Origin of the sequence: Halovibrio variabilis, assembly GCF_007991175.1 — a bacterium.
Taxonomy (GTDB): Bacteria; Pseudomonadota; Gammaproteobacteria; order Pseudomonadales; family Halomonadaceae; genus Vreelandella; species Vreelandella variabilis.
Genome location: NZ_BJXV01000008.1, coordinates 25536 through 48872 on the forward strand (window position 1 = coordinate 25536; position 23337 = coordinate 48872).

At 56.2% G+C, this 23337-nt stretch carries 19 protein-coding genes and 2 tRNA genes; 1 reads left to right on the forward strand and 20 read right to left on the reverse strand.

Annotated features, from left to right (window positions below):
- Positions 1-4: 4 nt before the first annotated feature.
- The 15 genes from pnp to rlmE all read right to left on the reverse strand — a co-directional run bounded on the left by pnp (position 5) and on the right by rlmE (position 15949).
- Positions 5-2173, reverse strand: coding sequence for a polyribonucleotide nucleotidyltransferase (pnp, locus tag HVA01_RS06990; RefSeq protein WP_146874300.1), 2169 nt, complete (start codon positions 2171-2173; stop codon positions 5-7).
- Between the two features lie 164 nt (positions 2174-2337).
- The gene (gene rpsO / locus HVA01_RS06995; RefSeq protein WP_101145692.1) at positions 2338-2607 is read right to left on the reverse strand and encodes a 30S ribosomal protein S15; all 270 of its coding nucleotides are present in this window, start codon (positions 2605-2607) and stop codon (positions 2338-2340) included.
- Between the two features lie 150 nt (positions 2608-2757).
- The gene (truB, locus tag HVA01_RS07000; protein WP_146874302.1) at positions 2758-3678 is read right to left on the reverse strand and encodes a tRNA pseudouridine(55) synthase TruB; all 921 of its coding nucleotides are present in this window, start codon (positions 3676-3678) and stop codon (positions 2758-2760) included.
- On the reverse strand, positions 3678-4100 hold the full coding sequence (gene rbfA / locus HVA01_RS07005) for a 30S ribosome-binding factor RbfA (protein ID WP_146874304.1): 423 nt from the start codon (positions 4098-4100) through the stop codon (positions 3678-3680). Before rbfA ends, truB begins: the two co-directional genes overlap by 1 nt.
- Positions 4101-4118: 18 nt before the next feature.
- Complete coding sequence (gene infB / locus HVA01_RS07010) at positions 4119-6707, reverse strand: translation initiation factor IF-2 (protein WP_146874306.1); 2589 nt, start codon at positions 6705-6707, stop codon at positions 4119-4121.
- A gap of 27 nt (positions 6708-6734) precedes the next feature.
- Complete coding sequence (gene nusA, locus HVA01_RS07015) at positions 6735-8249, reverse strand: transcription termination factor NusA (RefSeq protein WP_146874307.1); 1515 nt, start codon at positions 8247-8249, stop codon at positions 6735-6737.
- A gap of 72 nt (positions 8250-8321) precedes the next feature.
- Complete coding sequence (gene rimP, locus HVA01_RS07020) at positions 8322-8783, reverse strand: ribosome maturation factor RimP (RefSeq protein WP_146874310.1); 462 nt, start codon at positions 8781-8783, stop codon at positions 8322-8324.
- A 346-nt stretch (positions 8784-9129) separates the two neighbouring features.
- Positions 9130-9206 (reverse strand) — tRNA-Met (locus tag HVA01_RS07025).
- Between the two features lie 147 nt (positions 9207-9353).
- A tRNA-Leu gene (locus HVA01_RS07030) sits at positions 9354-9440 on the reverse strand.
- A 42-nt stretch (positions 9441-9482) separates the two neighbouring features.
- Positions 9483-9842, reverse strand: a complete 360-nt coding sequence (gene secG, locus HVA01_RS07035; protein WP_146874312.1) for a preprotein translocase subunit SecG — start codon at positions 9840-9842, stop codon at positions 9483-9485.
- A gap of 4 nt (positions 9843-9846) precedes the next feature.
- Positions 9847-10596 (reverse strand): triose-phosphate isomerase, encoded by a 750-nt coding sequence (gene tpiA / locus HVA01_RS07040; RefSeq protein ID WP_146874315.1) that lies wholly within the window; start codon positions 10594-10596, stop codon positions 9847-9849.
- A gap of 95 nt (positions 10597-10691) precedes the next feature.
- Positions 10692-12041 (reverse strand): phosphoglucosamine mutase, encoded by a 1350-nt coding sequence (gene glmM, locus HVA01_RS07045; protein ID WP_146874317.1) that lies wholly within the window; start codon positions 12039-12041, stop codon positions 10692-10694.
- 12 nt (positions 12042-12053) lie between these two features.
- On the reverse strand, positions 12054-12953 hold the full coding sequence (gene folP, locus HVA01_RS07050) for a dihydropteroate synthase (protein ID WP_146874319.1): 900 nt from the start codon (positions 12951-12953) through the stop codon (positions 12054-12056).
- Between the two features lie 117 nt (positions 12954-13070).
- Complete coding sequence (gene ftsH, locus HVA01_RS07055; protein WP_146874321.1) at positions 13071-15044, reverse strand: ATP-dependent zinc metalloprotease FtsH; 1974 nt, start codon at positions 15042-15044, stop codon at positions 13071-13073.
- 257 nt (positions 15045-15301) lie between these two features.
- Positions 15302-15949: a 23S rRNA (uridine(2552)-2'-O)-methyltransferase RlmE gene (gene rlmE, locus HVA01_RS07060; protein WP_146874323.1), complete on the reverse strand. Its 648-nt coding sequence runs from the start codon at positions 15947-15949 to the stop codon at positions 15302-15304.
- 114 nt (positions 15950-16063) lie between these two features.
- Between rlmE and yhbY the strand changes: the two genes are divergently transcribed.
- Positions 16064-16390 carry a ribosome assembly RNA-binding protein YhbY gene (gene yhbY, locus HVA01_RS07065; RefSeq protein WP_146874325.1) on the forward strand — a complete coding sequence of 109 codons (327 nt, stop codon included), beginning with the start codon at positions 16064-16066 and terminating at the stop codon, positions 16388-16390.
- A gap of 101 nt (positions 16391-16491) precedes the next feature.
- Here yhbY and greA read toward each other — a convergent pair whose 3' ends face one another.
- The 5 genes from greA to HVA01_RS07090 all read right to left on the reverse strand — a co-directional run bounded on the left by greA (position 16492) and on the right by HVA01_RS07090 (position 23098).
- Positions 16492-16968 carry a transcription elongation factor GreA gene (gene greA, locus HVA01_RS07070; RefSeq protein WP_146874327.1) on the reverse strand — a complete coding sequence of 159 codons (477 nt, stop codon included), beginning with the start codon at positions 16966-16968 and terminating at the stop codon, positions 16492-16494.
- Positions 16965-20195, reverse strand: coding sequence for a carbamoyl-phosphate synthase large subunit (carB, locus tag HVA01_RS07075; RefSeq protein WP_146874329.1), 3231 nt, complete (start codon positions 20193-20195; stop codon positions 16965-16967). Before carB ends, greA begins: the two co-directional genes overlap by 4 nt.
- A gap of 102 nt (positions 20196-20297) precedes the next feature.
- Positions 20298-21455: a glutamine-hydrolyzing carbamoyl-phosphate synthase small subunit gene (gene carA / locus HVA01_RS07080; protein ID WP_174787770.1), complete on the reverse strand. Its 1158-nt coding sequence runs from the start codon at positions 21453-21455 to the stop codon at positions 20298-20300.
- 374 nt (positions 21456-21829) lie between these two features.
- Positions 21830-22636, reverse strand: a complete 807-nt coding sequence (gene dapB / locus HVA01_RS07085; protein ID WP_146874332.1) for a 4-hydroxy-tetrahydrodipicolinate reductase — start codon at positions 22634-22636, stop codon at positions 21830-21832.
- Between the two features lie 180 nt (positions 22637-22816).
- Positions 22817-23098, reverse strand: a complete 282-nt coding sequence (locus tag HVA01_RS07090; RefSeq protein ID WP_146874334.1) for a DUF2218 domain-containing protein — start codon at positions 23096-23098, stop codon at positions 22817-22819.
- Positions 23099-23337 lie beyond the last annotated feature (239 nt).

Here is a 23337-nt window from a genome sequence, read left to right on the forward strand (position 1 = left end):
CGCTTTAAAGCGTCGCTTCGGTTTCAGCTTCTTCTGCGACGAAAGCGGCTTTCTCTTCTTCAGTGATCTCTTTCATCGACAGCTTCACGCGGTTGCGGTTATCGATATCGAGTACTTTAACGATCACGTCATCGCCTTCGTTCAAGAAGTCGCGCACGTTGTTAACGCGCTCGGCAACGATCTGCGAGATGTGCACCAAGCCATCGGTACCCGGCATGATGTTAACGAAAGCGCCGAAGTCGGCAATCCGCACGACCTTGCCTTTGTAGAGCTTGCCAATTTCCGCTTCTGCAGTAATCGCAAGCACCGTATCGATGGCGCGTTTGGCGGCGGCTTTATCTTCCGCGTAGATGCGCACGGTGCCGTCGTCATCAAGATCGATAGAAGCGCCGGTGTCTTCGCAAATTTTACGAATCGTCGCACCGCCTTTACCAATCACGTCACGAATTTTGTCAGAGTCGATTTTGATGGTTGCCATCGACGGCGCATTGTCGGAGACATCGCTGCGGCTCTGGCTGATCACGACATTCATCTGCTCAAGAATACTCAGACGCGCGGTCAAGGCTTGCTGCAGCGCGAGCTCCATAATCTCTTCGTTGATGCCTTCGATCTTGATGTCCATCTGTAGGGCAGTGATACCCTCATTTGAACCGGCGACTTTAAAGTCCATATCGCCAAGGTGGTCTTCGTCACCCAGGATATCGGTCAGTACCGCAAAGCCGTCTTCATCTTTTACCAACCCCATGGCAATACCCGCCACCGGCGCTTTTAGCGGTACGCCCGCGTCCATCAAAGCAAGTGAAGAGCCACACACAGAGGCCATTGAGCTTGAGCCGTTGGATTCGGTGATTTCCGAGACCACGCGAATGGTGTACGGGAAAGCATCCTCGGACGGCAGCATGGCCTGGATGCCACGACGCGCTAAGCGGCCGTGGCCGATTTCGCGACGCTTAGGGCCACCCATAAAGCCAGCTTCGCCGACTGAATAGGGGGGGAAGTTGTAGTGCAGCATAAAGCGGTCTTTACGCTCGCCTTCCAGCGATTCGATGAGCTGAGAATCGCGCAGGGTACCCAAGGTTGCTACCGCTATCGCCTGGGTCTCACCACGCGTGAAGATAGCAGAACCGTGCGCTTTGGGCAGCACACCCACTTCGATAGCCAGCGGACGCACGGTTTGATTATCACGGCCATCAATACGCGGCTCGCCTTTTACAACGCGTGAGCGAACGACACGTTTTTCCAAACCGGCAAAGGCGCTTTTCACGTCATCGCGGCTGAATTTATCGTCTGACGTTTCACCTTCAACGGCGGCCAGCTGTGCAATCGCCTGGTCTTTTAACTCAGCCAGTGCATCCTGACGTTGCATCTTATCGGTGATGCGATAGGCATCGCCAACCTTGGCTTCAAAAGCGTCGGCCATGGCAGCTTTTAGCGCCTGATTCTCTTCAGCGGCCTGCCATTCCCAACGCGGCTTGCCCGCTTCAGCGACCAGTTCATTAATCGCGCTGATCGCGACCTGCATCTCTTCGTGCGCGAACAGCACGGCGCCGAGCATTTCGTCTTCGAGCAGTTCTTTGGCTTCGGACTCGACCATCAGCACGGCTTTTTCAGTACCGGCCACTACCATGTTCAGCTCAGAGCTTGCGAGCTCTTCCACGGTGGGGTTGAGGAAGTAGCCCTTCTCTTCGTTAAAACCAACGCGGGCCGCGCCAATCGGGCCACTAAACGGCACGCCAGAGATGCTTAACGCCGCGGAAGTGCCGAGCAGTGCGGCGATATCCGGATCGTGGTTACGGTCGGTAGAAAGAACGGTACACACAACCTGTACTTCGTTCATAAAGCCCTTGGGAAAGAGCGGACGAATCGGGCGGTCAATCAGCCGCGAGGTCAGCGTTTCTTTCTCAGTGGGGCGCCCTTCGCGCTTGAAGAAGCCGCCGGGAATCTTGCCGACTGCGTAGGTTTTCTCTTGGTAGTGCACCGAGAGGGGGAAAAAGGGTTGGCTCGGGTTCGCCTCTTTACGAGCCACCACGGTACACAGCACAACGGTGTCATCCATTGTAACCATGACAGCGCCAGTGGCCTGGCGAGCAATACGCCCGGTTTCGAGCGTGACGGTGCTACGACCGTACTGGAACGTTTTCTTTACCGGATTCACAGCGACTTCCTTCAGCATTTTCAATATCTACTTGTCTATTCGTTTAGGTCGTTTTGACTCCTTACCATTCTAGGCGCTGGAGCGCGATAGGGCTACCAGTTCCCTCTTGCCGTGAACATGCAGCATAAAAAAAACGGGCAACCCCCAAGGGGCTGCCCGTTTTACATCGTTGCCGCTAACGCTTAGCGACGCAGACTTAAACGCTGGATCAAGGACTGATAGCGTTCGAAATCTTTACGCTTTAGGTAATCCAGCAGTTTACGACGCTGGTTAACCATGCGGATCAGACCACGACGCGAGTGGTGATCCTGCTTGTTGGTCTTGAAGTGGTCCTGCAGGCCATTGATGTTGGCGCTCAGCAGGGCAACCTGCACTTCAGGGGAACCGGTATCGTTATCGCCGCGGCCGTATTCGGTGACGATCTCGGCCTTCTTCTCAGCGGTTAAAGCCATCTGTATCTCCAGTAAGCAATATGCCTAAAAATGAATGGGTGAGACCACGCATATTTGCAGTCTCAAGCTGCTACTTTCTACTAGCTACTTTCTACTAGCTATCTTCTACTGACGATTTTCGCGCAGACGGCTGCTTCCTTGCAACGGGTCTCACGAGATAGCGACGGTACTTAACAGCCGCTTAGGCGCCACTTCCTGGGCACCTGTTACTACGCCAAGACCGATAAACGACTCGGCGTAGTAAAGTCTGGCTAGCTCATCCGGCGCTAACGTGCCGGTGGCTAGCTGGGCAGGCTGGCCATGGGCCAAACGGGCATGGGCGGTGTCGTCTACCGTCAGTAACGGCAAATGATCCACCAGCACATCCACGGGCATTAGCTCAGCTTCCAGTGCCGCTTGGTCGGCCAATGCTTCCAAGGCCTCTAGCGTCCACATCGCGTCGGCTAAAAAAGGCCCTGTTTTGAGCCTTCTTAGCTGACTGATGTGCGCACCACAGCCCAACGCTTGCCCCATATCTTCGGCTAACGTGCGAATGTAAGTGCCTTTACTGCAGCTTACTTCCAGCTCAAAAGCGGTGCCATCAAATGCCAGCAGGCGCGCATCATACACGCTTACCCGCCGCGCTGCACGCTCTACGTGTTTGCCTTCGCGGGCCAATTCGTAAAGTTTTTTGCCCTGATGCTTCAAAGCCGAATACATGGGCGGCACTTGGTCAATCTCACCGCGAAAGCGGGTGATCACAGCTTCCACATCATCGACGCTTAGGCTGGGAACCTCATGCTGCTCAATTATCGAGCCTTCTGCATCGCCGGTATCAGTCATCACACCCAGCTCTACGCGGGTGCGATACACCTTGTCGGCTTCCAGCAAGTGCGACGAGAACTTAGTCGCTTCCCCCAGGCAGATCGGCAATAAGCCGGTCGCCATGGGGTCGAGCGTGCCGGTGTGCCCCGCTTTTTGGGCCTGGAACAAGCGGCGGACACGCTGTAGCGCATGGTTGCTGGAAACGCCCTTGGGCTTATCCAGCAGCAGCACACCATTAACCGGCAAACCACGACGTTGACGCGCCACTAGCGAGTTTCCTCACTTTGCTCAGTGTCGGTGTCTTGGTCATCGCCTTCGTCTTGATAGCGCGCGCGATCGGTCGTCACCGCTTCATCGATCAGCGACGAAAGCTGCTGACCGCGCACTACGCTTTCATCGAAATGAAAGCGTAGTTCTGGTACGTGGCGAAGCTTGATGCGCTTAGCAATCTGGCTTCTTAGAAAACCGGAAGAGCGCTTGAGCACCTGCAGGTTTTCTTTAATACGCTCGGGCTCTTGCTCACCCAACAAGGTGACGTACACGTCGGAGTAGCCAAGGTCACGGCTAACGGTGACGCCGCTGACCGTGACCATGCCCAACCGCGGGTCTTTCACTTCTCGTTGGATCAACACCGCCAGCTCCTTTTGGAGCTGGTCGGCTACCCGGTCGGTACGCTTAAATTCGCGCATGTCTGTCTCCTCGCGGCCTTAAAGGCTACGCTCGACCTTCACTTGGTCGAAGACTTCAATCTTGTCGCCGACTTGAACATCGGTGTAGTTCTTCACGCCGATGCCACACTCCATGCCGTTGCGCACTTCTTGCACATCGTCTTTGAAGCGGCGCAGCGATTCGAGATCACCTTCGTAGACCACTACATTATCGCGCAACACACGAATCTTCTTATTACGATGCACGCTGCCTTCAATCACCATACAACCGGCGATGGCGCCAATCTTCGGTGCCCGGAAGACGTCACGAACCTCGGCAACACCCACGATCTCTTCTTTCCACTCGGGGGCGAGCATACCGCTCATCGCCTGCTTGACCTCGTCGATCAAGTGGTAGATGACGCTGTAGTAGCGCAGATCCAAGCCTTCACGCTCAATAATCTCACGGGCAGCGGCGTCGGCACGCACGTTAAAGCCGACCACGATGGCTTCAGAAGCAAGCGCCAGGTTGGCATCGGTACCGGTGATACCACCGACACCCGAGGAAACCACGGCGACTTCCACTTCATCGGTGGAGAGCTCTTCCAGGGCGCCTTTGATCGCTTCCAGCGAGCCTTGCACGTCGGCTTTGAGGACGATGTTGACCTTGGCCACTTCGTCTTGGCCCATCTGGCTGAACATGTTCTCCAGCTTGGCCTTCTGCTGACGTGCCAGGCGCACTTCGCGGTATTTGCCTTGACGGAAGTTAGCCACTTCGCGGGCTTTCTTCTCGTCGGCTACGACCATGAAGTCGTCACCGGCATCCGGCGTTCCGCCCAGGCCTTGGATCTCGACCGGCATGGCCGGGCCAACCGCATCGACTTGCTGGGCAAGTTCGTTGGTCAGCGCACGCACGCGACCGTAGTGCAGACCGGCCAGGACGATATCGCCCTTTTTCAGCGTACCGTTCTGAACCAGTACGGTTGCGACCGGACCACGACCTTTATCAAGACGCGATTCAACCACAACGCCTTTACCCGGCGCGGAAGGCACGGCTTTCAGCTCAAGCACTTCAGAGACCAGCTGGATTGCTTCCAGCAGCTCTTCGATACCTTCACCGGTCTTGGCAGACACATGAACGAACTGGGTGTCACCGCCCCACTCTTCGGAGATGACGCCGTGCTGGGAAAGCTCGTTTTTGAGTCGGTCAAGGTCGATACCATCTTTATCGATCTTATTGACCGCCACGACCATCGGCACTTCAGCGGCTTTGGAGTGTTCGATTGCCTCAACGGTCTGCGGCATCACGCCGTCGTCCGCTGCGACGACCAGAATCACCACGTCTGTCGCCTTGGCACCACGGGCACGCATAGCGGTAAACGCTGCGTGGCCTGGGGTATCCAGGAAGGTGACACCACCGTGGTTATCTTCCACGTGGTACGCACCGATATGCTGGGTGATACCGCCGGCTTCACCGGTCGCTACTTTGGCTTTACGGATGTAATCCAGCAGCGAGGTTTTACCGTGGTCAACGTGACCCATGACGGTTACCACGGGCGAACGGGTAATCTCGTCACCTTCGTAGGAAATACCTTCGAGCATTTCCGTTTCCAGCGCGTCGTCTTTCACCAGCTTGGCCGTATGGCCCATCTCTTCCACCACGACCGCAGCCGTATCCTGATCGATGGTTTGGTTGATGGTAACCGCCGCGCCCATGTTAAACATGGCCTTGATCACTTCGTTGGCTTTGATCGACATTTTGTCGGCCAATTCCGCCACGCTGATCGACTCAGGGATCGACACTTCACGCACGATCGGCTGGGTCGGCTTCTGGAAAGCGTGCTTGCCGTTGCCGGTCTGGCTGCCACCGCGGCGACCACCGCGACGCTGCTCGGCACGTTTGACCTTCTTGCCGCCATTGCCACGTTTGCGCTCTTCGCGATCGCCACGATCTTCGTCGTCACGCCGCCCTTTGGCCTTCGCCGCCACCTTTTTAGGCGGTGCGGTACGACGGTCAGTGCGGCCTTCTTTCGGCGGCGCTGGCGGCAGTTCATCACCTGAAGGTGCTTCTGCAACGTCAAGATTGGGCACTTCAAGGTTCGGCTTAGCCGGCGCTTTCGGGGTTGAAGGCGCTTTCGGCTTGGCTTCAGCTTCTTGCTTGTTAGCCGCCTCTTTCTTGCTGGCTGCTTCCTCAGCTGCTTTAGCCGCTTGCGCTTTCTGCGCGGCGGCTTTCTCTTCGGCTTCACGCGCATCCGACACTTTACGCTCAGCTTCCGCTTCCGCCATATCGCCGACTAGCTGACGCGGGCCTGTGTAGCTAGGCTCGGGCGCTTTGGGCTTCTGATCTTCGGCGCTTTTGACGTACGTTTTTTTCTTACGCACCTGCACTTCGATCGTTTTGCCGCGCTCGCCGGTGTTGATACGGCTGCGGGTTTTGCGCGTCAGCGTGATGCGGTTTTTGCCCGCCTCAGCTGTTTCGCTACCGCCGTGACTCTTCTTGAGGAAACTCAGCAGCGTCTGCTTGTCTTCTTCAGACACCACATCGCTTTCAGACGCGTGCTTTAAGCCCGCTTCTTTCATTTGCTCCAATAGGCGAGGCGTATCACGGCCCACCTTTACTGCGAAATCTTTAACTGTCATATCTGACATATTGACCCTCCTCAGCCCGTGACCTGTTTACTGTGTGTTTGAATCCGGTACGTCTTCGTCTTCAAACCAGGGCGCACGGGCAGTCATGATCAGTGCCGCTGCGCGCGCTTCGTCCAACTCCTCGATATCGACCAGATCGTCGACAGACTGCTCGGCGAGATCTTCCATAGTGACAATGCCGCGACTGGCCAGAATGAAGGCCAGGTGCCGCTCCATGCCATCCATCTCCAGCAGATCAGCGGCTGGCTGGGCACCGTCTAGCGCTTCTTCCGAGGCAATGGCCATCGTCAGCAGCTCGTCTTTCGCACGTGCGCGTAGCTGCTCTACCAAATCTTCATCAAACTCTTCGATTTCGAGCATTTCCTCCATCGGCACGTAGGCGACTTCTTCCAGGGTTGTGAACCCTTCATCCACCAACAGGCGGGCAACATCTTCATCCACTTCAAGGTGCTGGATGAAAGAGTCCACCAGGCTATCAATTTCTTGGTCGCGCTTGGACTCGGCTTCCTCTTCGGTCATGACGTTAATCCGCCAGCCGGTGAGTTCCGAGGCCAAACGCACGTTCTGGCCGCTTCGGCCAATGGCCTGCGCCAAGTTATCTTGCGCCACCGCCACATCCATCGCGTGGGCGTCTTCGTCCACTAGGATAGACCCTACATCGGCAGGTGCCATGGCGTTAATCACCAGCTGGGCAGGATTGTCGTCCCACAACACGATATCAACACGTTCGTTTTGCAGCTCCGAAGAGACCGCTTGAACGCGCGAACCGCGCATGCCCACACAGGCGCCCACAGGATCGATACGGCGATCGTTGGTTTTTACCGCAATTTTAGCCCGCGAACCGGGGTCCCGGGCAGCACCTTTAATCTCAATCAACTGCTCAGCGATTTCCGGCACTTCGATTTTGAACAGCTCAATGATCAGCTCGGGACAGGTCCGCGATAGCTGAAGCTGGGCACCACGTGCGTCTGGATCCACTTTAACCAACAGAGCACGTACCCGTTCGTTCATGCGGTAACGCTCGCCGTGAATCATTTCATTGCGCGGCAAAAACGCTTCCGCGTTGTCGCCAAGGTCAATGATCAGGCCGTCGCGGGTGGTCTTTTTAACGATACCCGCCACCAGCTCGCCTTCGCGATCGGCATATTGACGCACGACTTCAGCCCGCTCAGCCTCGCGTACTTTTTGCACGATAACTTGCTTGGCGGTTTGTGCGGCAATACGACCAAACGAGGCATTTTCAATGCGTGTTTCCACCACATCGCCCAGCTTCAAAGGCGGGTCACGCTGCTCGGCGATGCTCTGTTTAATTTCATAATCTGGCGTTTCGAATTCGTCATCTTCTACGACTGTCCAGAAGCGGAAGGTTTCGTATTCGCCAGTGCGGCGGTCAATATGCACGCGCACATTGGCTTCTTCTTGTTCAAAACGCTTGCGTGACGCGCTCGCCAGAGCGGCTTCAACCGCCTCGAAGATGACATCCCGGGGGACACCCTTCTCATTGGAGATCGCGTCAACGACCATTAATATTTCTTTACTCATGCGTATGCCTCGCCAGAAAACCTATCCTTATGTGCATCACCCCGGCAGCCTGCCGGCAGCGCCGCTACCCGGTTACTCGTCGAAATGCGGTACGATATGGGCAGAATCAATGCTCTCTATGGGAAAGCAGTACTCTTCGCCATCCATTTGTAGCAGCACCTCATCCCCCTCAACACCGGCCAGGAGCCCTTGGTACTTGCGCCGCCCGTCAAAGGCAGTGCGCAGCTTGAGCGCAACGTGATGACCTTGAAAGCGGGTAAACTGATCCAGGGAATACAAAGGGCGCGCCATGCCTGGTGAGGAGACTTCCAAGCGATATTCACCGGCAATGGGATCTTCTACATCCATAACAGCACTAACTTGGCGGCTAATATCTGCGCAGTCTTCCACGTTGACACCACTTTCGCGCTCAATATAGATCACCAGCCGCGAATTTTTGCCCTGGGAAAGATGATCGATGCCCCATAGCTCAAAACCCATGGAGGCAACGATAGGTTCGATCAGCGCGTGAAGCGCAGCGTGTTTTGTGGCCACAGACAAAGCTCCTATAGCCGTTGCATCAGGCACCTGGCCAGGAGTCATTAGTAAAGCTAGGTGGCTGATTGGCGTTACTCGGGAATGTGCCTCCGGTTTTCCGGTCGGCATCCGCTATGTAGATATTTGCATTAGCTAAAAGCAGGCATTACACAGGCTCATGCTAACCAAAAGCTGCTAACAAAAAGCCCCTTCACTGGAAGGGGCTTTTTGAGATAAACCTTGAGTACCGACTATCTTCAAGTACTTACTCTATCCTAACAACACGTAATGGGCTTAACTGAGACAAGCCGTTATTTTCAATTTAATTAACTAGAAAACAACGCTATTACATGCTTACAAAAAATGGTAGCGGGGACCGGATTTGAACCGATGACCTTCGGGTTATGAGCCCGACGAGCTACCAGACTGCTCCACCCCGCATCAATCTAGGTCGACGATAATAGACTCTTAAGCCGCTTACGTCAACAACTACTTACATCATACTGTCTTTTTTATCTCAACCGCTACGTTTAAGCAGCTTAGAAACTCTAAAGACATCCTGGAAAGCTGGCGAGCCAGCAAAACAGATGGTGCCGAAGGCGGGACTTGAACCCGCACGACCATACGGTCACTACCCCCTCAAGATAGCGTGTCTACCAATTCCACCACTTCGGCATCAGGGGAGGCTAAAAAATCACAGCGTTTGAATCCAACCACTTAGTCGCTGTTTTCTTCTAGCACTGGCGCGGCATTATCCACGTCTGCTGGGCCGTCGTCAAGCGTTGGGACACTTTGCTGCTGTTCGATCAGGCGCGAGTCGGGAATACCCGCTTCGGGGGCTTGGCCAGCCTGGGTGGCAAAGTAAGCCAATGCCATTGAGGTGGCGAAGAAGCACGCTGCCAAAATAGCCGTAGTACGCGACAGAAAGTTACCGCTGCCTCGCGACCCAAACACCGTTTGCGAGGCACCGCCGCCGAAAGCCGCACCGGCCTCGGCACCCTTACCCTGCTGAAGCAGAATGAGTACCACCAGGGCGATCGCAATCACCACGTGAATCATAAGAATTGCAACTTGCATGGCGTTATCCTGCTGACTGACAAATGGTATAAAAATCATCGATCTTGAGTGAGGCTCCGCCCACTAGACCGCCGTCGATATCCGGCTGAGCGAGCAGCTCAGCCGCATTGCTTGCATTCATACTGCCGCCGTAAAGCAAACGCAGCTTTTCGGCGAGCTGTTTATCAAAGCCCGCCTGATAGGCACGAATACCGGCCATCACCTCTTGGGCCTGCTCAGGGCTAGCCGTGCGTCCTGTGCCAATCGCCCATACCGGCTCGTAGGCAATCACCACCTGCTGGCGCTGGTCTGGCTCCAAACGAGACATCACATAGCCCACTTGGCGAAGCACCACTTCCATGGTGCGGCCTGCATCTCGCTCCTCTAGCGACTCGCCCACGCACAGAATCGGCTTGATCTCGACACTCAGGGCTGCCAAAAGACGCGCGAAGATCTGTTCATCGCTCTCGTTATACAGCTGACGCCGCTCCGAGTGACCCACTAAGACGTGGGAAACCGCAAACTCTTTAAGCATGCGGCCACTGACTTCACCGGTATGCGCGCCGGAGTGAATGGGGTTCAGCGTTTGCGCACCGAGTGACAGCACGGTTCCTTCAAACGCTTGGCACGCCGCATCCAGATAGGGAAACGGGGGGATAATAACCACTTCCACACTGGTTGGCGATACGGCAGCCGCGAACGCCTGACCGAAATCATTAATCAACGCTACGGAACCGTTCATTTTCCAGTTGCCAGCAATTAAAGGCGTGCGCATCGACTGTCCTCACTCAAGGTGGAGCGAAATGGTATAGGAGCGGCCTTGTCAAGACAACCGCTGTTGTAAACACAGTTCTGGTTTGTTGAGCAAGCCTAGCTGAGCAGGGTAGTCACCTGCGCCGCCAAGGTACGCGCCAATTGATCCACGTCCAAATGGGCGCGCCCTTCCACCATCACTCTAATTAACGGCTCGGTGCCCGACGGCCTTAACAGTACTCGCCCCTCACCGCCTAGTTCATGCTCCAAAGCCGCCACGGCTTTTTTGAGCGGCGCGGATTCCATCAACTCTTTGGCATTGGCGCCAGCGGGCAATCGCACGTTGATAAGCACCTGCGGCACTTTTTCAAGCTCTTTAAGCAGGGTCGGCAGGCTTTTCTGCTCACGCATCATCAAGGCGAGTACCTGTAACGCCGAAACGATCCCGTCACCGGTGCTCTGAACGTGACCGCACACAATATGCCCAGACGACTCACCGCCCAGCTCCCAACCATTGGCGGCCATACGTTCAATCACAAAGCGGTCCCCCACTTTGACTCGCTCAAAGGGGATACCCAGCTTATCAAGTCCCATGGCAAGACCCAAATTGGACATAACGGTGCCCACTACGCCGCCTTCAAGCAAACCGCGTTCGCGGCGATCACGGGCAATCAAATAGAGGATGTCATCGCCATCCACCTCACGGCCATCGCCATCCACCATCAACACGCGATCACCATCGCCGTCGAAGGCAATGCCTAAATCGGCTTTTTGCTGAATCACGGCAGCGCGCAGCGCAGCAGGATGCGTTGAACCTACCTCCTGGTTAATGTTTAGCCCATCGGGAGAAGAGCCAAGCGTCGTGACGTAAGCGCCCAGTTCGCGAAATACGTTAGGCGCAATATGGTAGGTGGCGCCATGCGCACAATCCAACACGATGTTGAGGCCGTGCAGGCTAAGCCGATCAGGCAGGGTCGATTTACAAAACTCGATATAACGGCCGGCGGCGTCATCGATGCGAGTCGCTTTACCCAACTGCGCGGCTTCCGCCGTGGTTAGCGGCGCGTCTAGCATCGCCTCGATACGGTCTTCGATCTCGTCGGGCAGCTTTTTGCCTTCGGCGGAGAAGAACTTAATGCCATTATCGTCATACGGGTTATGCGACGCCGAAATAACGATACCCGCATCGGCACGAAACGTGCGCGTCAGATAGGCAATCCCTGGGGTCGGCATCGGCCCGAGCAGCGACACATCGACGCCCGCTGCCGACAGCCCTGCCTCTAAAGCGGATTCAAACATATAGCCGGAGATGCGCGTATCTTTGCCGATCAGCACCCGCGTTCGGCCTCGATCGCGGCGCAACACTTGCCCTGCCGCCCAGCCCAATTTGAGCATAAAATCGGCGGTAATCGGTGACTGGCCGACCGTTCCACGAATACCATCCGTCCCAAAATAGCGCCTTGTCATGCACCTCACTCCTTAATGTAGCGGCGGCTCGCCACCTTCTTGTAGTACTGCCCAGGTCATATTGACGGCATCAACCGTTGCCGCGACATCGTGCACGCGCAAAATATTCGCCCCTCGCTCCACCGCCATCGCGGTGAGCGCTAACCCCCCTGGGAGACGCTCTTCCACCGGGCGACCCAACACTTTACCAATCATACTCTTGCGTGACATACCCACCAGCAGCGGTAGCGCCAGCGTTTGTAGCGACTGCATATACTTTAGTAAGCGTAGGTTGTGTTCGACGCTTTTGCCGAAACCAAAGCCAGGATCAATCAATAACCGGTTCCGGCGTAGCCCCGCGGCTTCACACGCGGCAACTCGACGGGCTAAATAGTCAGCCACCACCTCTTCAACAGGTTGCTGATAGCTAGGCGCCTGCTGCATATTTTGAGGTTCACCCTGGCGATGCATCAAGCAGACGGGCAGGCCACTACCGGCCGCTGCCAGCAATGCCCCTTCGCGCTCTAAAGCGCGCACATCGTTAATCATGCCTGCCCCTAGCTCACCCGCCTCGCGCATGACCGCCGGGCAGCTGGTATCCACCGAGACCAGCGCATCCAGCTCGCGTACCAAGGCTTCCACGACGGGCGCCACTCGATCCAGCTCCTCTTGCGGGCTGACCGGCAACGCGCCAGGGCGTGTCGACTCGCCGCCCACATCAATGATGGCCGCGCCCTCGGCCAGCATGCGCTCGGCATGACGCAACGCGTCATCTAACGCCACGTGCTGGCCACCATCAGAAAAGGAGTCGGGGGTAACGTTTAAGACCCCCATAACGCGGGGGAAGGATAAGTCTAGCAGGTGCCGTCCACAACGCAGCTGGAAAGCGTTCTCAGCGGCCTGCGTAGAAGAAGTGTCCAGAAGTGATTTCATGCTGCTGCCTGGTCAAAAAAGAAACATCGCCGTGGTAGGTACACAGCAGTTGGTACACAGCATAACAAAAAGGCGCCCCGTGATGGGGCGCCTTAGGCTCATGCGTGGGTTAACGCCCTAGGGGCCTGCCGGACCACCCAGTGGGTCCGAAGGGCGCCGACGCGGCTCATCATCCTCTTCATCGCCTTTTTCATCGCCTTTAGCCTGCGGCGCTTCGTCGCCAACGGGCGTACCGCCGCCGGATGAGTCGCCATCGTTCCAGCCTTCCGGCGGACGTGGCTCGCGTCCGGCCATGATGTCCTTCAACTGGCTGGCATCAATGGTTTCGTACTTCATCAACGCCTCAGCCATCGCATCAAGCTTATCGCGATTGTCGGTCAGAATCTGACGCGCTTGCTCGTAACAACCGTCGATGATCTTGCGCACTTCTTTATCCAGACGCGTCGTCGTTTCGCCCGACTTCATCTTGCCGCCACTTTGACCCGGGCCGCCAAGGAACTGATGCGACTCGTCCTCGTCGTACATGATCGGGCCCATTTCGTCTGACAGGCCCCATTTAGCGACCATGTTATGAGCAAGCTCAGTGGCGCGCTTAATGTCGTTGGAGGCACCGGTGGTCACACCGTTAGGGCCTAACGTCATCTCTTCAGCAATACGGCCGCCAAACAGCGAGCAGATTTGGCCGATGATTTGCTGACGCGAGAGGCTGTAGCGATCCTCTTCCGGCAGGAACATGGTCACACCCAGCGCCCGACCGCGCGGAATGATAGTGACTTTGTAAACCGGGTCATGGGAAGGCACCACGAGACCAATAATAGCGTGGCCCGATTCATGGTAAGCCGTGTTGAGCTTCTCTTTATCGGTCATCACCATGGATTTACGCTCAGCGCCCATCATGATTTTGTCCTTGGCAAGATCAAGCTCTTCCATGCTGACCAAGCGCTTGTTACGGCGCGCAGCAAAGAGGGCGGCTTCGTTGACCAAGTTGGCCAAATCGGCGCCGGAGAACCCTGGCGTACCACGCGCAATCAACTGCGGCTTCACGTCATCCGCCAGCGGCACTTTGCGCAGGTGAACGCCCATAATGTGCTCACGACCACGGATATCGGGCAATCCAACGGTTACCTGACGGTCAAAGCGGCCCGGACGCATCAGCGCCGGATCAAGTACGTCAGGACGGTTGGTTGCGGCAATCACGATAACGCCTTCGTTCTCTTCAAAACCGTCCATCTCGACCAGCAGCTGGTTCAGCGTCTGCTCGCGCTCATCGTTGCCGCCGCCCATGCCAGCACCGCGCGAACGACCAACCGCGTCGATCTCGTCAATGAAGATAATGCAGGGGGCCTGCTTCTTGGCCTGTTCAAACATGTCGCGCACACGAGACGCACCGACACCCACAAACATTTCCACAAAGTCAGAACCGGAAATCGAGAAGAACGGCACCTTCGCTTCGCCTGCAATCGACTTGGCTAACAGCGTTTTACCCGTACCCGGCGGGCCCACCATCAATACACCGCGCGGGATGGTGCCACCCAAGCGCTGGAATTTAGTCGGGTCGCGCAGGAAGTCGACCAGCTCTTCTACTTCTTCCTTCGCCTCATCACACCCGGCCACGTCGGCAAAGGTCGTTTTGATTTGATCTTGAGAGAGCAGCTTGGCTTTCGACTTGCCGAAGCTCATTGGGCCGCCTTTACCGCCGCCGGAACCGCCCTGCATCTGACGCATGAAGAACATAAAGATGCCCAGGATCAGCAAAATCGGGAAGCTGGCGATCAACAGCCGCGTCCAGATACTTTGCTGCTCCGGCTCTTTACCCACCACCGTCACGTCGTTGCTCAACAGGTCATCCATCAGCTTCGGATCTTCCGCCGAGGGGCGAATGGTCTGAAACTGAGAACCGTCCGTGCGTTCACCAGTGATGGTGTAACCATCAATCGTGACGCTACGTACCTGCTGATTTTGCACCTGCTCCACAAACTGGGAATAGTTAGTGGTTTGCGGTGCGCTTTCAGTACTGAAGTTGTTGAACACTGTCAGTAGGACGGCCGCGATGACCAACCACAGAATCAGGTTCTTCGCCATATCGTTCAAGGGGCTACCCTCATTACAAGAATCCGTCAGTTAAATCCTGATGCTTCATAAAGCCTGCTACTAATACACTTAGCATTCAGACATTACACCAGCATCAAGCGTTCAACCATTGCCAAAGCGTCTTAATGCCTCGGGCCATCTGTGTCACGCGCACTTATTGCGTCTAATGTGACACACGTTGCGCTTGCCTGTCTGGCAATCGCGCTGATAAATCTTGACTATGAACCACACGAGCAGTGTCTCATGTTTAAGGACAGTTACCCGCGGAATCCTTCGGCCAGGAAGTAGACTTCACGCGAGCGAGCCCGCGATGCATCCGGCTTCCGAGTGACTACTTTACTAAAGCTGCCACGCAGCTCTTTCAAGTAGGCATCGAACCCTTCGCCTTGGAATACCTTAGCTAAAAATCGACCACCCGGCGACAATGTATCGCGCGCTAATTCTAACGCTAACTCCACTAAGTACATCGCCTGTGGTTGATCAATCGCCGCCATACCACTCATATTGGGGGCCATATCCGACATCACAAGGTCAACACGACGATTATCCAGGCGTTTTAGTATCGCCTCAAGCACCGCCTCCTCGGTGAAATCACCTTGGATAAAGTCCACCCCGGCCAGCGCATCCATCTCCAGAATATCGGAGGCAATGACCACGCCCTCAGGCCCTACCTTTTCTGCGGCAATTTGACTCCAGCCACCGGGGGCGGCGCCTAGATCAATCACCGTCATACCGGGACGCAGCAGTTTATCCTTTTCATCCAACTCGATCAGCTTGTAGCTGGCACGGGAGCGGTAGCCATCTTGCCAGCTCTGCTTCACGTACTGGTCGTCAAAATGCTCCTTCTTCCAATTACTGCTGGTCTTACTGACTGAATGTTTACGGTTTGGAGGCTTTTGCTGCATGTGGGAATCTAACGCTGGAATAAGAGATGGGCGCTTTCACGCGAGTGCTTTCACTCGGTGACGTTTCACCGTAAGATGGAGCGTTAAGCGCTAACCGGGATACCGCAAGATACCATGAGCTTGTCACAGGCACAAAAGAAAGCATTTCGTAGCATTGGCCACCATCTTAACCCAGTGGTCACCGTTTCTGAGAACGGCGTCTCCGAAAATTTGCTCGCAGAACTTAACCGCGCGCTCACTGATCACGAACTGATCAAAGTGAAGCTCGCCATTCCTGAGCGTGATGATCGCGCTGCCATCATCGCCGAACTGACTGCCAACAGCCGTGCCGACCTGGTGCAAACCATTGGCAAAATGGCGTTGCTGTATCGCAGAAACCCGCAGGTGAACCCGAAGCTTTCTAATGTTACCCGCTTTGAGAACCACCACGGCCGGCATTAACCGCTCGATGTAAGGCTAAGGCACGTTCTCAACCGTTCGCTGCCGTACTAAAACGCCCCTTCAACCGACCTAATGCAGGTCAATTGAAGGGGCGTTTTTGCTTACACGTACTCGACGCTACCTATTTCGTACTCGACGTCACCGCCGGGGGTTTTGACCACCACGACATCGCCTTCTTCCTTGCCGATCATGGCACGGGCGATTGGTGAGGTAACCGAGATACGCCCGGACTTAATCTCCGCCTCATCTTCACCGACGATGCGATAGGTGACTTCCTCATCGGTATCCAGATTCAGCAACGATACGGTGACCCCGAAAATCACTTTACCGGTATTAGGTAGCTTAGTGACATCAATCACCTGGGCGACGGAGAGCTTGCCTTCGATCTCCTGAATACGCCCTTCGATAAACCCCTGCTGCTCGCGGGCGGCGTGATACTCGGCATTCTCTTTCAAATCGCCGTGCTCACGCGCCTCAGCGATGGCCGCGATCACCTGCGGACGCGCTTCGCTTTTAAGGTGGTCGAGCTCTTCACGAAGGCTTCTTTCTCCCGCGACTGTCATCGGGACCTTGTTCATTGACTTGCTCCTGCATGCAGATCCTGAAGGCGCCGCACCGTAATCTCCCTACCGTACTCAAGCGCCATGCAAACAGCATTAGCGCCCGCCAAGGTGGTCGCATAGGGCACCTTGCGCGAAAGAGCAGTACGGCGAATGACCGACGAGTCGTTAATAGCCTGGCGACCCTCGGTAGTGTTCACAATGTAGGCGATTTCGTCGTTCTTAAGCAGATCGACGATATGGGGACGACCTTCGTAGACTTTATTGACGTGCTCCACGGCAAGCCCGGCGGCCTCCAAAGCAGCCGCCGTTCCCCGTGTGGCACATAGCGTAAAGCCTAATGTTAGCAGAGAACGGCCCACTTCGATAATCCCTGCCTTGTCCGGTTCACGCACAGACAGGAAGGCTTTACGCTCGCCGGCCAGCGCAGGAATCGCCTCGCCCGCGCCTAGCTGCGCCTTGAAGAAGGCTTCGGCAAAGGTATCGCCCGACCCCATCACTTCACCGGTGGACTTCATTTCCGGCGACAGGATCGGGTCGACACCGGGGAATTTATTGAACGGGAAGACCGCCTCTTTGACACTGTAGAAGTGCGGCACTATCTCCTTCTCAAAACCCTGTTCAGCCAGGGTTTTACCGGCCATGCAGCGAGCAGCGATTTGCGCCAGCGAGATACCAATGCACTTGGACACAAAGGGCACGGTACGCGAAGCGCGGGGATTGACCTCAATCACGTAGATCTCGCCGTCCTGCCAGGCGAGCTGCACGTTCATCAAGCCTTTGACGCCCAGCTCAACCGCCATCTGCTTGACCTGCTTACGCATCTCGTCCTGCACATCGGCCGGTAGCGAGTAAGGCGGCAACGCGCAGGCAGAATCACCGGAGTGAACGCCCGCTTGCTCGACGTGCTGCATAATGCCGCCGATCACTACCTGCTGACCGTCTGAGACCGCATCGATATCGATCTCAATCGCCGCACTCAGGAAATGGTCAAGCAGCACCGGCGAGTCGTTGGAGACCTTCACCGCGTGGGTCATGTAATTCTCAAGCTCAGCGGCGTCGTAAACGATCTCCATGGCCCGGCCACCCAGCACGTAACTGGGGCGTACCACCAGCGGGTAGCCAATCGCTTCGGCCTTATCGAAGGCCTCGGCAAAGCTGCGCGCCGTGGCATTGGGCGGCTGCTTCAGGCCCAGCTTTTCGATCATCACCTGGAAGCGTTCGCGGTCTTCGGCGCGGTCGATAGCGTCCGGCGTGGTGCCAATAATCGGCACACCGGCCGCCTCTAGCTCGCGGGCCAGCTTTAGCGGGGTTTGGCCGCCGAACTGAACGATCACGCCCACAGGCTTCTCTTTATCGGCGATTTCGAGCACGTCTTCCAGCGTCACCGGTTCAAAGTAAAGGCGATCAGAGGTGTCGTAGTCGGTGGAGACGGTTTCCGGGTTGCAGTTGACCATGATGGTTTCATAGCCGTCGTCGTGCATGGCAAACGCCGCGTGAACGCAGCAGTAGTCAAATTCGATGCCCTGGCCGATACGGTTGGGCCCACCGCCCAACACCATAATTTTCTGACGGTCAGAGACATCCGCCTCGCACTCCTCTTCATAGGTGGAGTACATATAGGCGGTGTCTGAGGCAAACTCCGCCGCACAGGTATCGACGCGCTTATAGACCGGGCGAATACCCGCCGCTTGACGGTTTTTGCGGAACGCTTTTTCAGTCACGCCCAGCAGCTTGGCCAAGCGCGCATCGCCGAAGCCCTTACGCTTGAGCTGATAGATCTCACGGGCCGAGAAGTCAGCCAAGGAGCGCTTGGCGACGGCGTTTTCAGTCAGCACCAGGTCTTCCAGCTGGACCAGGAACCAAGGGTCGATATTGGTCAGCGCAAACACGTCATCGACGCTCATGCCTGAACGCATGGCATCCGCCACGTAGAAAATCCGCTCGGCACCGGCGGCCTGCAGCTCGCCCTGGATGATCGCCATGTTGTCAGGCGTAAAGTCGGTAATGATTGGATCAAGTCCGTCGTTGCCGGTTTCCAGGCCGCGCAACGCTTTCTGCAGCGACTCCTGGAAGGTGCGGCCAATGGCCATCACCTCGCCCACCGACTTCATCTGTGTGGTCAGACGGTCGTTGGCCTGAGGGAATTTCTCGAAAGTGAACCGCGGAATCTTGGTAACCACGTAGTCAATAGACGGCTCAAACGACGCTGGGGTGCGGCCACCGGTAATATCGTTCTGTAGCTCATCCAGGGTGTAGCCAACCGCCAGCTTGGCGGCGATCTTGGCAATCGGGAAACCGGTCGCCTTGGAGGCCAGCGCCGAGGAGCGCGACACCCGCGGGTTCATTTCGATCACCACCAAGCGCCCGGTCTTGGGGTCCATACCGAACTGGACGTTGGAGCCACCGGTTTCTACGCCAATCTCGCGCAGTACCGCGAGGCTGGCGTCACGCATGATCTGATACTCTTTGTCGGTCAGCGTTTGCGCCGGGGCCACGGTAATGGAGTCGCCGGTGTGCACACCCATGGGGTCGAAGTTCTCAATCGCGCAGACGATAATGCAGTTATCGTTCTTATCGCGTACAACCTCCATCTCGTATTCTTTCCACCCCAGCAGCGACTCATCAATGAGCAGCTCGTGGTTGTTGGAAAGCTCGAAACCGCGCGTACAGATCTCTTCAAACTCTTCCTTGTTATACGCCACGCCGCCGCCGGAGCCGCCCATGGTGTAGGAAGGGCGAATAATGGTCGGGAAACCCAGTTCGGCCTGAATCTCCCAGGCCTCGTCCATGGCGTGGGCAACTTTGGCTTTCGGGCACTCTAAACCAATGCGTTTCATGGCCTGATCAAACAGATCGCGGTCTTCGGCCATGTTAATCGCATCGGCGTTGGCACCGATCATCTCCACGCCGAACTTCTCCAGCACGCCGTGCTTTTCAAGCTCAAGGGCGCAGTTCAGCGCGGTCTGACCACCCATGGTGGGCAGAATCGCATCCGGGCGCTCGGCCTCGATGATTTTTTCCACCGTCTGCCAGGTAATCGGCTCAATGTAGGTGGCATCGGCCATGGCCGGGTCGGTCATGATGGTGGCGGGGTTGGAGTTAACCAAAACAACCCGGTAACCCTCCTCGCGCAGCGCTTTACACGCCTGGGCGCCGGAGTAGTCGAATTCGCAGGCCTGGCCGATCACAATCGGGCCAGCGCCAATGATTAAAATAGTCTTGATGTCGGTACGCTTAGGCATAACGGTTCCCGCAAAAAATGGTGACGATGAGCAACAAAAGGCGGCGATACCACAGGGCTGGGCTTAAGTGCCGGGCTTAAGCACCGGGCTTAAGTGTCGTACTTAGCGGCGCGCCTGCATCATCGCGATAAAGCGATCAAACAGCGGCGCCACATCACGCGGCCCTGGGCTTGCTTCCGGGTGGCCTTGAAAGCTGAATGCCGGTCGGTCGGTGAGCTCAATGCCTTGCAAGGTGCCGTCGAACAGCGAACGGTGCGTGGCGCGCACGTTGGCAGGCAGCGTCGCTTCATCGGCGGCAAAGCCGTGGTTTTGGCTGGTGATCATTACCGTGCCGCTATCAACATCCTGCACTGGATGATTAGCGCCATGGTGGCCGTGGCTCATTTTGACCGTCTTCGCCCCTGCCGCCAGCGCCAGCAGCTGGTGGCCCAGGCAGATACCAAAGACAGGGGTATCGGTTTCCAGCACGTCCTGGATCGCTTTGATGGCGTAATCGCAAGGCGCCGGGTCGCCCGGGCCGTTGGCTAAAAAAACGCCATCCGGGTTCATCGCCAACACGTCAGCAGCGCTCGTTTGCGCGGGCACCACGGTCAAGCGACAGCCGCGAGCGGCCAGCAGGCGCAGGATGTTGAATTTAACCCCGTAGTCGTACGCCACCACATGATAAGGGCGCTCAGCCTTTCCATCAGGGCCAGCGGCATCCGCATAGCCTTCACCCAGCGTCCACTCACCTTGCGACCACTCGTAGGCTTCTTTGCACGATACTTCCTTGGCCAAATCCATGCCCTTCAGGCCGGGGAATGCCTTGGCGGCTTCCAGCGCGCGCGTCACCGCATCGTCGCCCTCAGCGTCAGCACCGGCCAGAATCGCGCCCTTCTGGGCACCTTTGTCGCGTAAAATACGCGTCAGGCGGCGGGTGTCGATATCGGCAATGCCCAGTACGTTTTGGCTTTTCAGGTAGTCCGACAACGACTGTTCAGAACGGAAGCTGCTGGCCATGAGTGGCAAATCACGAATCACCAAGCCCGCCGCGGCAATTGAGGCGGATTCAACGTCTTCGCTGTTAACGCCGGTATTGCCAATATGGGGGTAGGTGAGGGTAACGATTTGGCGGGTATAGGAGGGGTCAGTGAGGATTTCTTGATAGCCGGTCATGGCCGTATTGAACACCACTTCGCCGCTTGTAAGTCCGTCCGCGCCAATCGCGGTGCCGTGGAACACGCTGCCATCTTCCAGGGCCAATATCGCGGGTTTGCTCAATGCGGGGTTATTCAAAACAAGATCCTCCCATGCTGGTGGGAGCCTGTGGGGCGCAGGCTCAGCAATTTCTTTATCGTTCACGGCGCGTAGAACCATCACTCATAAAGCAGTTGTGATAAAAACCAGGGCCGTAAAAAAGCGGGACGAAGCCGATAAAAAGAATCGGTTTCATCCCGCTTGTTGTTTGATGCCCGTCAGAGCCGTTTAGCGTATTAACTTAATAACAGCAAACTCAGGGGGCAGGCTTTGGGCTGACCAACGCAACAAGCGCGCCTTTTTAAATGCCACCCGGCCAAAATTTTTGAAATGTTACAGGAATTCTGGACCTAAGACTACCCCTTTATGATGGGGCTGTTCTAGCATTGGCAATGCGCTTACTCCAGACCCAGCACATCCTGCATATCGTAACGGCCGCTCTCTTGACCCGCGACCCAGCGGGCAGCGCGCACGGCGCCTTTGGCAAAGGTCATCCGGCTGGAGGCTTTATGGGTGATTTCGATGCGCTCGCCTTCGGTGGCAAACATCACCGTGTGCTCACCGACGATATCCCCCGCCCGCACGGTGGCAAAGCCGATCTCTTTGTCAGTGCGTGGGCCGCACTGACCAACACGCTCAAACACGCCGTGCTCTTTCAGGTTGCGTCCCAGGCTATCGGCAATCACTTCGCCCATTTTAATTGCGGTGCCGGAAGGTGCATCAACCTTGTGACGATGATGAGACTCAATGACTTCAATATCGTAGCCTTCATCACCCAGCGCCTGAGCGGCGGTTTGGAGCAGCTTCAGGGTCAAATTAACCCCAACGCTCATGTTAGGCGCAAACACCATGGCCACCTTATCGCGGTAGCTATCAAGCTGATTAAGCTCGTCGTCGCTCATCCCGGTAGTGCCAATCACCATGCGCTTACCGTGCTGCGCACAGAAGGCCAGATTCGCCAGGGTGACCTTCGGGGCGGTAAAATCAATCAACACATCAAAGTCGTCAACAATCGCTTCGAGTGAATCGACCGCAACGACGCCACGCTTACCCACCCCGGCAAGCTCACCGATATCCGCACCGGCCAGTGAACTGCCTGGCTCCACGATCCCACCGGCCAGCGTCGCCTCAGCCGCTTGCTCGACGGCATTGACTAACGTGCGGCCCATACGACCAGCCACCCCAACAATCGCAATTCGGGTCATGCGAACTCCTGTGCTCTGCGTTTCATTTCCGCGCCAAAAATAGCGAGATCAAAATCTGCCGCGATTATAGCAGACGCACCGGCGCCCGCCTTTTATCGCCTCAGGGCAATCGCAGATTATCGATAATACCCATTTTATAGTCTGTTAGGCTCGACAAAGGCTAACCTAGCCAAGAGTTGCTCAGTTCTCCCATACAATCACCAGCTCCTCATCACCCGCCATGCGAATCAAGTGGCGCTCAATCACGCCTTCGAGCTCATCTAAATGCGCCTCTTCAAGGGCCTCGATGGCAACCACCAACATATTGGGCGCAGCGCTCATTAAACAAGCGCCCGTCGCAAAGTTAATTTTGGTTTGCTGGTTTGCTTGCTCAACTTCCAGCTTATGCGCCCAATGCTTGCTTAGACGGTTGATCAAACTCTCAGCCGCGGGGGTGGCAATTTCAGCGCGGGATAAAGGCATCAGGCTTCTCCATTATGTAAGTACCTACTAACCACAATAGCTTAATTAACGTACCCCTATTTAAGCAAATAACGGCTGAGCGCTCGGCCGCTGATCGTGACCAAAACGCCCGGGAGCACCTCTATCGGCGAACGGAACTGCAGCGTCATACGGCTATTCCGCCAAACGGTAATCAGTTACAATAGCAATCGCATTAAGATGCTATCAAACGGTTGCGGTGCACTATCGGCGCCCTCCAG

Bases quoted from the DNA above. Each gene is read 5' to 3' on its own strand.
- pnp (WP_146874300.1), bottom strand. From the start codon at position 2,173: ATGCTGAAGGAAGTCGCTGTGAATCCGGTAAAGAAAACGTTCCAGTAC.
- rpsO (WP_101145692.1), bottom strand. From the start codon at position 2,607: ATGGCTTTAACCGCTGAGAAGAAGGCCGAGATCGTCACCGAATACGGC.
- rbfA (WP_146874304.1), bottom strand. From the start codon at position 4,100: ATGCGCGAATTTAAGCGTACCGACCGGGTAGCCGACCAGCTCCAAAAG.
- infB (WP_146874306.1), bottom strand. From the start codon at position 6,707: ATGTCAGATATGACAGTTAAAGATTTCGCAGTAAAGGTGGGCCGTGAT.
- nusA (WP_146874307.1), bottom strand. From the start codon at position 8,249: ATGAGTAAAGAAATATTAATGGTCGTTGACGCGATCTCCAATGAGAAG.
- secG (WP_146874312.1), bottom strand. From the start codon at position 9,842: ATGCAAGTTGCAATTCTTATGATTCACGTGGTGATTGCGATCGCCCTG.
- tpiA (WP_146874315.1), bottom strand. From the start codon at position 10,596: ATGCGCACGCCTTTAATTGCTGGCAACTGGAAAATGAACGGTTCCGTA.
- glmM (WP_146874317.1), bottom strand. From the start codon at position 12,041: ATGACAAGGCGCTATTTTGGGACGGATGGTATTCGTGGAACGGTCGGC.
- folP (WP_146874319.1), bottom strand. From the start codon at position 12,953: ATGAAATCACTTCTGGACACTTCTTCTACGCAGGCCGCTGAGAACGCT.
- rlmE (WP_146874323.1), bottom strand. From the start codon at position 15,949: ATGCAGCAAAAGCCTCCAAACCGTAAACATTCAGTCAGTAAGACCAGC.
- yhbY (WP_146874325.1), top strand. From the start codon at position 16,064: ATGAGCTTGTCACAGGCACAAAAGAAAGCATTTCGTAGCATTGGCCAC.
- greA (WP_146874327.1), bottom strand. From the start codon at position 16,968: ATGAACAAGGTCCCGATGACAGTCGCGGGAGAAAGAAGCCTTCGTGAA.
- carB (WP_146874329.1), bottom strand. From the start codon at position 20,195: ATGCCTAAGCGTACCGACATCAAGACTATTTTAATCATTGGCGCTGGC.
- dapB (WP_146874332.1), bottom strand. From the start codon at position 22,636: ATGACCCGAATTGCGATTGTTGGGGTGGCTGGTCGTATGGGCCGCACG.
- HVA01_RS07090 (WP_146874334.1), bottom strand. From the start codon at position 23,098: ATGCCTTTATCCCGCGCTGAAATTGCCACCCCCGCGGCTGAGAGTTTG.